The sequence below is a fragment of the Acinetobacter amyesii genome, assembly GCF_023499985.1.
Classification (GTDB): domain Bacteria; phylum Pseudomonadota; class Gammaproteobacteria; order Pseudomonadales; family Moraxellaceae; genus Acinetobacter; species Acinetobacter amyesii.
The window spans coordinates 258,788-270,465 of sequence record NZ_JAMCOU010000032.1 but is presented as its reverse complement, the minus strand read 5'-3'; the positions used below and the strand labels follow the sequence as shown (position 1 = coordinate 270,465).

The following is an 11,678-nucleotide window of genomic DNA, read 5'->3' as shown; positions in this document are numbered from 1 at the left end:
ATAATGCAGGCTTGAATATGGGGGGTTCTCCCCCATAATATGAGCATGTAGCAAAACAATACAAAATACCTGCTCATTGCAGGTATTTTTTCTAATGAGGTGTCCCATGACTGATATGACTAATCGCGCTCCTTCACGTGAATTGCAAGAGCATCTTTGGGTGTTCCCGATGGATTATCCAATTAAACTGATTGGTCTTGCAGGCGCGGAACTCCGTCAGGCAGTAAATGATATTTTCGTTAAACATTTTCCTGAATTTGACGGCAGTGAAATGACTGTAACGCCTTCACGTACAGGTAAATACCATTCAGTAACAGCAAATCTTCGTTTTGAAGAGCTTGAACAAGTTCACGCAGTTTATGCAGACCTTGCAGCTTGTCCATTAATTAAGACAGCGCTGTAAGTACTGAAAAACACGCTTTCGAGCGTGTTTTTTTATGTGAAAATAGAGCATTAAATTACAACTCAAACCGTTCAACGCCCCCATTATTCTGCCAATTCATTATAATAAAACTCTACGTTTGACCATAAAGGACGCAACACGCGTGACTGAAACTGTTCAAAAACCCGAATTAATCATTCGTCAATATAACCACCTTACCCCTTATGCAGACCGCTTTTTAGAGATGAAAACTCTCACTGAACAGCGAAATGAATACTCACCCGATGAGCTGTGGATATTGCAACATCCCGATGTATTAACTCAGGGGCAAGCTGGCAAACCTGAACATATTTTGGTGCAAAGTAACATCCCTGTGGTACAAACAGACCGTGGTGGACAAGTCACTTGGCATGGACCGGGTCAGTTGGTCGCTTATTTCATGTTTGACTTAAATCGCTTAGGTTGGAACGTGCGTACGCTGGTTTCCTATGCAGAAAACTTGATGATCGAACTGCTGAAAAAGTACGGCATCGACGCTTATGCCAAGCCTGATGCACCCGGTGTTTATGTTGCAGAACGCAAAATTGGTTCTCTCGGTTTTAAAATTCGTAAAGGCCGCAGTTATCACGGTTTGGCACTGAATATCGATTGTGATCTATTTGGTTTTCATACCATTAATCCATGTGGCTATGCTGGCTTAGAAATGGTTCGTATACAAGATTTGGTGCAAGATTACCCTAAATTTGAAAACTTATGCGTCGATATCATTGATACTTTGAAAAACAGTGGTTACTTTAAAGACGTAACAGTCAAACAACTATAAAAGACTTTGCTTTCTCAAATAAAATAATTTAGAGTAAAAGCTCTAAATTAATAATTATAGATAAGGGATGTACACGTGATTGCAACTAAATCCGTTAAACCCGCGCTCCAGCAGGCCTATGTCAAACTCATGATGGATGTGATTGGCAGAGGTCTGGTCATGGCGAGCCAGGTCGATGAAGAAATTAAACAAGAAGTTGCTAAATTTCCAGTTAATTTTATTTTATCTATGAATGTTTTTCCTAATGGTGCTGCATTTGTCGCGCAAGTCACGGAAGACCACCAACTCAAACTCCTCACACCCGGCACTCAAAAGCCTGACTTAACCATTACGTTTAAGCATTTGAATCATGCCTTTTTGGTCTTCTCATTTCAAGAAAGTACCGCACAAGCCTTTGCCAATGACCGCATGATCGCCGATGGTGATTTGTCTTATGCCATCCGACTGGTGCGTTGTCTCAACAAAATGGAAGCGTTAATTTTACCTAAATTGGTGGCTGAATTGGCTGTCAAAGAATATCCAACACATTTAAGCCTAAAAGAAAAACTGAGCGGTGCTGCAAATATTTATTTAAAAGTAGCCCAGTCTTATTTAAAACGGAGCGCATAACACATGGCTAAACCATATTACGAATTTTTCTGTCCTGTAAAAGTGATTGCTGGCCATGCTGCTTTAGAACACATTCCATTCGAACTGTCTACTTTGGGTGCTAAACGCCCCATGATCATTACTGACAAAGGCGTTCGCAGTAATCAATTACTTGCACCGATTGAAGCGGCATTTGAAAGTACCGAGACAGTAATTGGCTATATTTTTGATGATGTTCCGCCAGACTCAAGTTTAGAAACCGTACGTAAAGCGGCTCAACTTTACCGTGACAACCAATGTGATGCCATTATTGCAGTCGGTGGTGGTTCAGTGATTGATACCTCCAAGGCAACCAATATCTTGGTGTCTGAAGGTGGCGATGACCTACTGAAATACTCAGGTGCGCACAACTTACCTAAACCTTTAAAACCATTTTTTGTGATTCCAACAACCTCGGGTACAGGTTCAGAAGTGACTATGGTCGCTGTGGTTTCTGACCCTGAAAAGAATGTTAAAATGGCTTTTGCATCGAATTATTTGATGCCACATGCAGCAATTCTTGACCCACGTATGACGCAAACTTTGCCACCTCATCTTACAGCAATGACAGCGATGGATGCGATGACGCATGCCATTGAAGCCTATACGTGCATGGCGGCGAACCCGATTTCAGATGCATATGCAACTGCCGCAATCAAGAAAATTAGCAATAGCTTATTTGGTGTATTAGATAATACCAGCGATGCACATGGGCGCTTAGAACTTGCACAAGCTTCTACAATGGCAGGAATTGCATTTTCGAATTCGATGGTTGGATTAGTCCACTCATTGGGTCATGCTTTAGGTGCTGTTGCTCACCTGCCCCATGGATTATGCATGAATTTATTCTTGCCGTATGTGTTGGAATACAACAAAGAAGTGAATGGCTATAAGATTGCTGAATTGCTATTACCACTGGCTGGTCCTGATATTTATGCACAAACACCGGCCAACCTCCGCGCTGAAAAAGCCATTTCAACGCTTTTAGCCATGCGTGACCGCTTGTTTAGTTTGACCAAATTACCACGTACTTTGAGTGAAACAGGTAAAGTGACTGAAGCTCAATTAGATGAAGTGGCAGAGAAAGCACTGAATGATGGATCTATTATTTATAATCCTAAAGAAGCCAGCTTAGAAGACCTTAAAACTATTCTAAAAAAAGCTTGGTAATTGCTGAAAAATAAGCGAGTATAGCGAAAAATTAAGCCTGATGTTTTTTTAAACATCGGGCTTTTCACTTGCAGAATGCAATATCAGTTATTTTTTAATCAAACTGGCATAATTTCTGCTAAAAATAATTTCAAAGTTACTGACAAAATGTACCAATTTGGAGTAGATTGGCGCACTTTTGTTTTAAAACGTAGGGGGGATCGTTCGTCTCAAACGATCCTTAGAATATGACTGATCCTTGATCAACGATAAGAGGATAACGCCGTTGACAAATTACTCTGGGACTCAATCTGCAGCAAAACTGAAAAAAAATCTTGTGCTGTGGCATATCATCATTATTGGTCTGGCATATATTCAGCCTCTAACCTTATTTGATACTTTTGGCTTGGTATCAGACGGAAGTCAAGGACATGTCCCAACTTCTTATATTTTTGCACTTGTGGCCATTCTTTTAACATCAATCAGTTATGGACATATGATCCGCCGCTATCCATCATCGGGTTCGGCGTATACCTATGCTCAAAAATCCATTCACCCAAACGTTGGCTTCATGGTTGGCTGGTCATCTTGGCTAGATTATTTACTTTCACCTCTCGTCAACATTATCTTGGCAGATATTTATCTAAGAGCCTTATTCCCAGATGTAAATAACTGGATTTGGGTAATTGGATTGACTGTAATTATGACGGTCATCAATTTATTTGGTTCACGTTTTGTCGCTCGCTTTAACAGTACTATAGTGTTCGTACAGTTAGGGGTAATCTTCTACTTTGTTTATGAAGTTTACTTACTCCTTACCCAAGGTGTTTATGCAGATGGCACTTTAAATCCAGATAAAGCTGGACTTTGGTCACTTTCTCCTTTTTGGAATGAAATGACCACGATTGGTGCTTTAATTGGCGGTGCGACAATTTTGTGTTTTTCTTTCACAGGTTTTGACGCATTATCATCACTTGCGGAAGAAACCAAAGATGCTGAAAAAACCTTGCCTAAAGCAATTTTCTCAACCGCATTAATTGCCGGCATTATATTTATTGTCAGCACATATTTTATCCAGCTATTTTTCCCTAGCAATGCAAATTTGTATTTTAATCCATTGGATGAATCACAACCGGTAATGCTGGAAGCGCTTGGCAACACAACAATTTTAACCGCAATTACTGGTATTGCATTCAAAAATCTAGTGCTCTATTTTGCAGTTATCGCCGTTCTTGCTTCAGGTATTTCGGCACATGCGGGTGTATCACGCTTAATGTATGTCATGGGCCGTGATGGTGTAATTAACAAAAAGATTTTTGGTCATATTAGCCCTAAACTCCACACACCAACTTATAATATTTTAATTGTTGGTGTAGTTGCACTTACTGCGGGTTTCCTTGATCTTGAGCATATTGTTAACCTAATCAGCTTTGGTGCATTAACTGCATTCAGTTTTGTCAATTTTTCTGTAATTTCACGTTATGCATTACGTGATGGAAGAACTAAATCATTAAAGGAAATCATTAACTATGTGATTATTCCTACACTTGGTTTTGCCAGTGTATTCCTAATGTGGTTAGAAATTGATGAGATGGCACTTAAACTAGGACTAGCTTGGGCTGTTATTGGTGTTGGTTATTTAGCATACAAAACCAAAGGTTTTAAACACCCTGCACCGCAACATAACGAATTTGATGATAAATTCTAATCAAGTTTATCTCTAAACAAAAAAGGCGCTTAAAGCGCCTTTTTTGTTTTAAATATACCAATTAAGGTTGTATGGATTTTCTAGATTGCTGAAATTGAATTGAAATTTCTTCACACTTGTCTGGTGTATTGCCTTTTAATTCAACCGATGCTCCATCACCGTGTGACCATATACCATCTTCAACAGTCTCTAAATTTACAGCTGCTTCAAATATATGCTGTTGTTGTGGATAGAGTTTGATATCTATAGGTGTATCACATACTTGTTTTGGAAAATATGGTCTAACCTGCTCGAATAATTGCATGGTTAATGGCATATCACATTGCAAATGAATGGTGACTGGTACGCTATTGGTATTTTTTAAGATCAATTGAACATTTTGCGAATTAAGATCCGCTTGGGCAGCAGGTATTTCTACATACGTTTTTGTGTCAATCGACTGACGATCAAATGGATTGAGGAAGGCTAATTTACGTTCCACGCCATAACAAGAATCCTGCACGGAAGCTGAAAACTCTAAATATCGTGTCCCCAAGATAATTGTTCCGCGGCCATCCCCTGCATGACCGATATCAATGATTGGATCACCTGTACCTTCAATTGTAACCCCACCACTTCGAAAAAACTCTATGTCACAACCCGCTAAAACGCTGATCAAGCCACAAAGGGTTAAAGTCTTAAAGTTTAATTTTCGTATCATGTTGATAAACTCCAAAGCGAAATACACGATTTGCTTCAGGATTCCCGTCATCCATTGCGCAACGCTCCGCGGCAAGTTTTAAAAGTTGTAGTGAGTATTTCTGCCAAAGCTCTAAGCTCATTTCATGTAATTTATTAATCGATTCTTCTGTTAATTCGTCAGCACAAATGGCTTGCTCTAAATAAGGTATTTCATCAGGATTCAATAAATTATGCAAACCCGCTTCTAAATGCGCTTGAACATTTCGTGTTAAAATTTTACGTGCTTCTAACTGCGAAGGATCAGGAATAAAACGACGTTGTTGTAAATACACCTGCCCATCTTTTTCAGTGGCAATTTCAAGCCTTATAAGCTCGTTGAGTACTGAACGCGGATGACGTTCTGTTGAAATTCTTTTCACCAGCATTTCAAAGCTATTTTCTGACTCACTGCTAAATGGTAAAGAATCCCCCCAACCTTCTGCTAACCATAAACCAATCACACGTGATGGCACACTAATCGGCTCTGAAACAGTCGCTTCGGTCAAATCCTTACCTTCAGAAATCACTTCTTTATAAGCTGTCACGTCTTTACGGTGTAGGCCTGAAAGTAAACTGATCGCAGAAATCGTGGGTTTTTGATCGATGCGCTCTAACTCACGTAAAGCTTGTTGAAAAAATATAGGCTTCAATGCAGCAGTAAACTCAGTATATCCAACACCTGATCGTATCAACCATTGGCTCAACTCATTCATCAGCACCAATACTTGCTGTAAATTTTGATCTGCCTCATTGGTGAGAAGTTTGCTCATTGAATTGCCATGAAAATTAGACTGCATAAGTGAAATTTTCGCATTATTTAATCTACTTCACAATTTTTATCTGATGAGATCTTGAGGATATTCAGTAAAAAAATGATTATTTACATTAAAATGCGTAAATGACACGCTGATCGATATATCCAAACTTTCAACGCTATGCCACCAGCCAATTGGGATAAATAAGGTTTCTCCTGGATTCAATGTACACTCAATAGGTCTGACCTTTTTCAACGATGGATATTGAGAAAAATTAGCCTTTTTTAAATCTGTAACTTCACTAAATACCCACTGATCGTTATACATATACGGCATTTGCCATGCAGGAATCAAAGTCACTTTCTTACGTCCATAGATTTGTGCCAACATGTTATTGGTCAAGTCATAATGCAGTGGCGTAAATGTGCCTGCAGGACCAAACCATAAAAAATGTCGATCTTTGATCTCTTTTTGACAATAACCATTGGCGAAGTCACCTAGATCTTCACTTATCTTTTGCATGAACTGCTTATTTTGAGCGGCGTTATTCGCAGTTAAATAAATGTCATTGCTGCGCTTAGTGGCTTTGATTTGTGCGACAAAATCTTGCATCAAAATAATACGTTTCAATTGTACCGATTTTTTTTCAAATTCTTGATGCTGCTCACGATGCATCTGGACTTCAACCAACTCATTTTCAAAATGCTGTGCAAAATAATCAGGACTCCATTTATGCAGTGCAGGCCAATGTTGTATCCCACCTTTTAAAATGACCGGTCGCATCTGGCTATAATACCGCTCTATAAATGTTTCAAAATCAGGTGTTTCTATGCAATCGATTGTGGATGGAATGTGGTCGTTCAATTGATTCAATTGACCCATCACCTGTAATAGCCAACGCTGTTTATTCTGCTGTTGCTGTACTTGCTTCAGTTTTTTAAAAATTACGTTATTGTTTACACGCTTTAAAAACTGAATGATCAAATGATTTGAAATATTTTTTTGCTTAATTTTTTCTAAAATTTCATCTGTCTCTAAGCCCTCAAGACTGTATTCCAAAAGTTCATTTTGCAGCTGTTCTGAAAGTTGGTCTGCATCAGAAAATAAGTATTGATCCACCCGTGGACTTAATCCATGTAATTGTAAAATCTCACTTATTTTCTGTACATCGCAACCATTTTCAATATTTTCATTCAACCAATTTTGCCATTCCGTCGGTAAGGACTGATACCAATTTTTACTTTGTTTTAGATGTACACTCTGGCTTTCTACATTCATTTTCACCACTCCACCCTCTTTACAAGTGAAGTATAAATGATCTATTTTAAAAATGCTAAATTTTCGCATTTTATAATTATTTAAACACCGCGAATGTTATGAATCCGTCAGATATAAAGCGGAATGACATAACAAAGTAAAGGAGAAAGTTCATGAAAATTCGTCATTTAGTCATCGTTAGCAGTCTGTCTTTAGCTTCAATATCAGTATATGCAGGTTTTGCCGATACCATGCGTGATTTAAGAAATACACTGAATCAATTTAATGAAACATCCAAAGAAGTATCGAATACCGCAAAAGAATGGACAGGTAGTCGGGCCACGACTAACTCAAATTATGCTGCAAATGGTTTCAGCATGGGACAGCAACTCAGACCTAAAATTAATAATCTACCGCTTTATCAAACTGCCGATAAATCGAGCCAAGTCATTAATAAACTGTCAAAAAATGCAGATATTATTTTTGCGGGAAACATGACTAAAACAGGTTTGATCGAAGTCACTACAGAACATGGCAATGGCTGGATTGAATCACACCTTGTTCAATAAATCTTGATTTTAAATGTTTATACAACCGCATCAGCCGTACATAACAACTTCACTCTATTGAGCACTAGTCATGAATAATAATCACAAAATCAGCATTATCGCTGCTGTATTTACGACATTGGTGGGCTGTGGTGGATCAAGCTCCAATGATGATGGCGCGACACCTACACCTACACCTACACCTACACCTACACCTACACCTACACCTACACCTACACCTACACCTACACCTACACCAACGCCAACGCCAACGCCAACGCCAACACCAACACCAACACCAACACCAACACCAACACCAACACCAACAACTGTAGCGAATAAATTCACAGGAGAATGGATTCAAGGGAATTCTGCCCTCGGTAACAATAATTGCGATTTACCACAAATTTCAATTCATAAAACCAGTGAAAACTCAGTCAGTGCAGTGAACGAAGAACTAAAATATGCGGTACACAATAGTTCAAGTAAAACTTGCAGCGGTGAATTTATTTCCAAACGCTATCAATTACTTCATGACATGGTTATAAGTGAAATACAGCCGGCTGCAACACTAAATAACTTTGAATATCATTCGATTAAGTTTCAACCAGTCAGAGGTGGCGCGACGAGCAACCGTGTCTTAACTTTTTTAAATAATAATTCTTTCTGTGTAATTAACGCGACGATTTCAAATCCAAGCTATATCATCATGCAACGCGGACTAATTACTGACCCACTCAAGGACAGCCGCTGCTATACAAAAAATTCCAATGAATTCTTCACCAATTTAAAACCTAAAACCAAAATCACAGCTGCGGACTTTAAGTCTGAGAATTTTATTAATACCACCGACACAGTAAACTTCTTAACTCAGCTCAATACAATGGGACAAAGTGGTTATAAGTTAATTGGCTATGATTCTAAAACTTTGGACAATGGTAATGTTAATAGCTACATGAAACTTGCCAATGAAAATACGCGTTTCAATCATATTGTGGCAGACCGTACAGCACCCTCTACCGCTGACATATATTTTACATGGCGTAATCAGTTAAATGAAAAAGGTAAATCAGGCTATCAATACCTGCATAGCGTCAGACCAACCAATGCCCTGAATTTCAAAGATTATTTCATTAAAAAAGAAAATGATACCGCGACATATACTTACGACAGCGGCTATGTTTCCCCGCTCGTAGACCCAGTGCAACTGGAAACTATGCTCAATACACTGGGTGCCCAAGGCTGCCGTATTATTCAATTCAAAAGCTATTACACAGGTTTTCGTCCTGAAATTCTTAACGGCAATCAAAACAGTCCTAAAGTTGCAACCTGTATAAATAGCAGCGCACACCATGGCACTTACAGCTATCGCTATAAAACTCACCCAACCGGCAGCAATAGTGTAGAGCGCAGCTTAAAATTACAGGAGTTGATTGATGAGCAAGCTAAAGACGGTTACCGCTTAGTCAGCCGTGCTTTAGATATGAGTTCAACCACCAAAAACGGCATGCTGTTTATGAAAGACAGTGAAAACACCAATGTCGGTGAGTTTAAAGTCTTTAGCGAAACTGTCTTTGCAACGTCGACGTTTAACGACGTCTTACTGAAACGTCTTCAGCAGCAAGGTCAATTGGGTTGGTTATACACCAGTGGTCAACTGCTGTTTGCAAATAATCCAAAACATCTACAAACAGAACTGAGTGACTTTAATTTAATTGATTAATTCATGAGGTATCTCGAGCTTTTCCATGTCCTTTATTTTTTACATCAAGGACATGGATCATTCACATAAATCAAAGCAGTGATAAAAATCACTTATTTTAAGCGGCAATTAAAACCCATCTTGGTATCAACGATATTATTTTCATAACCTAAGCTTTGAATAAATTGATTGCGGTCTGATATTTGTTTTTGATCCGCTTGACTCAATCTTGCTTTATTTTTTTGTGCCAACGCATAGGTTTCATTCACTAAACCCTGATAGATCCCGCAAACTTCCTGACGCTTGGACTTTTTCAATTGACGACCACCATACCATGAACGTTCAAAATCGTCGGCTTTTAGTGTTTTTCCCCATTCCTCAATACGCTGATTTTGTCTTTGCTGCATTTCCAGCATGCCCTGCTGGATTTCAGCCTTAGTAAAAGGCTTGATCACCTCAACCTTCGGTACAACTGGAACATTTTCTGTAGTTGCAGTGACGGTCACTGGTGTCTGTTCTGTTGTGTTCGATACGGTTGGATTAGCCCAACTCATTGATGAAATGAATCCGGTCGCAATCACGACACCAAAAGCTTTTAAATTTATAGATTTCAAGTTTTAAGTACCCGTTTTATTTCTTCACAGTGTTCTTATACACATTTTTATATTGATGCTGAAGTTTTTAAGCCCTTATTTTACAAAACTTCATTGCTGTAAACGGTTCACTGTGTTCACTCCCAATAAAAAACCGCTCGATAGAGCGGCTTTTTGAACATATCACACTTAGACCAATTCTTTAAAGTCTTGCTGACGCCAAGCTTCATATAAAATCACAGCAGTAGCATTAGACAAGTTTAAACTGCGTGAATTTGGTGCCATCGGTAGGCGAATCCAATGTTCTTTCGGGAACATCATACGAACATCTTCCGGTAAACCACGTGTTTCTGGCCCCATCAACAGTGCCACAGGACGATTTAAATTAGAAGTATGCGGTGTTTCAAAACCTTTGGTGGTTAATGGATAAATGGCATCCATCTCAATACCTTGCGCTTTTAAGCCCGCAAGGCATTCTTCAAAGTTTTCCCACACTTTCATGTGTGCCCATTCATGATAATCCAAACCAGCGCGGCGAAGTTTTTTATCATCTAGCTCAAAACCTAATGGTTTGACCAAATGCAACTGCGCTCCAGTATTGGCACATAAACGAATGATATTCCCTGTATTTGCAGGAATTTCTGGCTCGTATAAAACAACATGTATCACGTATATTCTCTATATTAAATTATTTGATAAATACATATTTACCAAGATTTGACCAACTTCACTTTTGCAATCCCCCATGGGACTGCTTCAAGTCCTGACGATTCATCATTTAGAAAATCTTCAATTTCAGACTGCCTTGAAGAATCATCAAATAAATTATTGTAGTTAAGGTCTAAATTGAATTTCTCACAAAGCCTATCTGCAAGATGGTGACAATGAAAACTGTGAAAATCTCCACAAGGTTCTATGCCAATATAGTCATAGCCTAAAAGTAATTCATTAGTATCTTCAGGTTCAACAATTACCTTCTTCAAACATGAATAAAGGCCGACCTCTCCTATATTAGGAAAAGCAGGTTTATAAATTTCAAGAATATCCTGTCTATATTCTTCATCAATATACATTGATAATAAGTGAACGTTTTGACAATGCTCAAAGAATTTATGCTTATATTCTAAAGCAGTTTCAATATCGTAAAAGAGGCTGATCCAACCAACCTGATCTTGCAAACTATGTTGATCAGCCCACTTCCGCAAGTTACTCAATTGCAAATTAGACAAATTAAACTTGCTTTGTACATCTTCTATTTTAAAATGAGCATTTTTAACGCATGAATAAGACCAATCGCTAATCAAATGATCATTAATGCAAGAACTGCAAGTACGAATAAATTGATTAGCCCTGTTCAATAATGCATGTTGTTTAAGCCGCAACAAATAATAGCCAGCAAAATAATAGGCCATCC

At 38.6% G+C, this 11,678-nt stretch carries 13 protein-coding genes; 7 read left to right on the top strand and 6 right to left on the bottom strand.

Annotation, left to right across the window (positions count from 1 at the left end; genetic code table 11):
- Positions 1-115 precede the first annotated feature (115 nt).
- From M5F03_RS11175 to M5F03_RS11155, 5 genes are all read left to right on the top strand, one after another.
- A complete protein-coding gene (locus M5F03_RS11175; protein ID WP_078192402.1) occupies positions 116-403 on the top strand; it encodes a YbeD family protein in 288 nt (95 codons plus the stop codon).
- A gap of 142 nt (positions 404-545) precedes the next feature.
- Positions 546-1,205 (top strand): lipoyl(octanoyl) transferase LipB, encoded by a 660-nt coding sequence (gene lipB, locus M5F03_RS11170; protein ID WP_249708351.1) that lies wholly within the window; start codon positions 546-548, stop codon positions 1,203-1,205.
- Positions 1,206-1,280: 75 nt separating this feature from the next.
- Positions 1,281-1,814 (top strand): hypothetical protein, encoded by a 534-nt coding sequence (locus M5F03_RS11165; RefSeq protein ID WP_180011534.1) that lies wholly within the window; start codon positions 1,281-1,283, stop codon positions 1,812-1,814.
- Between the two features lie 3 nt (positions 1,815-1,817).
- Complete coding sequence (locus M5F03_RS11160; RefSeq protein ID WP_249708350.1) at positions 1,818-3,002, top strand: iron-containing alcohol dehydrogenase; 1,185 nt, start codon at positions 1,818-1,820, stop codon at positions 3,000-3,002.
- A gap of 265 nt (positions 3,003-3,267) precedes the next feature.
- A complete protein-coding gene (locus tag M5F03_RS11155; protein WP_180106140.1) occupies positions 3,268-4,689 on the top strand; it encodes an APC family permease in 1,422 nt (473 codons plus the stop codon).
- Positions 4,690-4,750: 61 nt separating this feature from the next.
- Here the strand turns inward: M5F03_RS11155 and M5F03_RS11150 are convergent, their stop codons facing one another.
- The 3 genes from M5F03_RS11150 to M5F03_RS11140 all read right to left on the bottom strand — a co-directional run bounded on the left by M5F03_RS11150 (position 4,751) and on the right by M5F03_RS11140 (position 7,442).
- Positions 4,751-5,389 (bottom strand): hypothetical protein, encoded by a 639-nt coding sequence (locus tag M5F03_RS11150; protein WP_180023220.1) that lies wholly within the window; start codon positions 5,387-5,389, stop codon positions 4,751-4,753.
- Positions 5,367-6,179 (bottom strand): DUF6502 family protein, encoded by an 813-nt coding sequence (locus M5F03_RS11145; RefSeq protein ID WP_249708349.1) that lies wholly within the window; start codon positions 6,177-6,179, stop codon positions 5,367-5,369. Before M5F03_RS11145 ends, M5F03_RS11150 begins: the two co-directional genes overlap by 23 nt.
- 66 nt (positions 6,180-6,245) lie before the next feature.
- The gene (locus tag M5F03_RS11140) at positions 6,246-7,442 is read right to left on the bottom strand and encodes a cupin-like domain-containing protein (RefSeq protein WP_249708348.1); all 1,197 of its coding nucleotides are present in this window, start codon (positions 7,440-7,442) and stop codon (positions 6,246-6,248) included.
- A 152-nt stretch (positions 7,443-7,594) separates the two neighbouring features.
- Between M5F03_RS11140 and M5F03_RS11135 the strand changes: the two genes are divergently transcribed.
- Together M5F03_RS11135 and M5F03_RS11130 are read left to right on the top strand one after the other, a co-directional pair.
- A complete protein-coding gene (locus tag M5F03_RS11135) occupies positions 7,595-7,990 on the top strand; it encodes a hypothetical protein (RefSeq protein ID WP_180129210.1) in 396 nt (131 codons plus the stop codon).
- A 70-nt stretch (positions 7,991-8,060) separates the two neighbouring features.
- Positions 8,061-9,692 carry a PT dipeptide repeat lipoprotein gene (locus M5F03_RS11130; RefSeq protein WP_249708347.1) on the top strand — a complete coding sequence of 544 codons (1,632 nt, stop codon included), beginning with the start codon at positions 8,061-8,063 and terminating at the stop codon, positions 9,690-9,692.
- A gap of 92 nt (positions 9,693-9,784) precedes the next feature.
- Here the strand turns inward: M5F03_RS11130 and M5F03_RS11125 are convergent, their stop codons facing one another.
- From M5F03_RS11125 to M5F03_RS11115, 3 genes are all read right to left on the bottom strand, one after another.
- Positions 9,785-10,285 (bottom strand): hypothetical protein, encoded by a 501-nt coding sequence (locus M5F03_RS11125; protein WP_078192201.1) that lies wholly within the window; start codon positions 10,283-10,285, stop codon positions 9,785-9,787.
- 168 nt (positions 10,286-10,453) lie between these two features.
- Positions 10,454-10,933 (bottom strand): tRNA (cytidine(34)-2'-O)-methyltransferase, encoded by a 480-nt coding sequence (locus M5F03_RS11120; RefSeq protein WP_111885295.1) that lies wholly within the window; start codon positions 10,931-10,933, stop codon positions 10,454-10,456.
- A gap of 38 nt (positions 10,934-10,971) precedes the next feature.
- Positions 10,972-11,676 (bottom strand): hypothetical protein, encoded by a 705-nt coding sequence (locus M5F03_RS11115; protein ID WP_111885294.1) that lies wholly within the window; start codon positions 11,674-11,676, stop codon positions 10,972-10,974.
- Positions 11,677-11,678 lie beyond the last annotated feature (2 nt).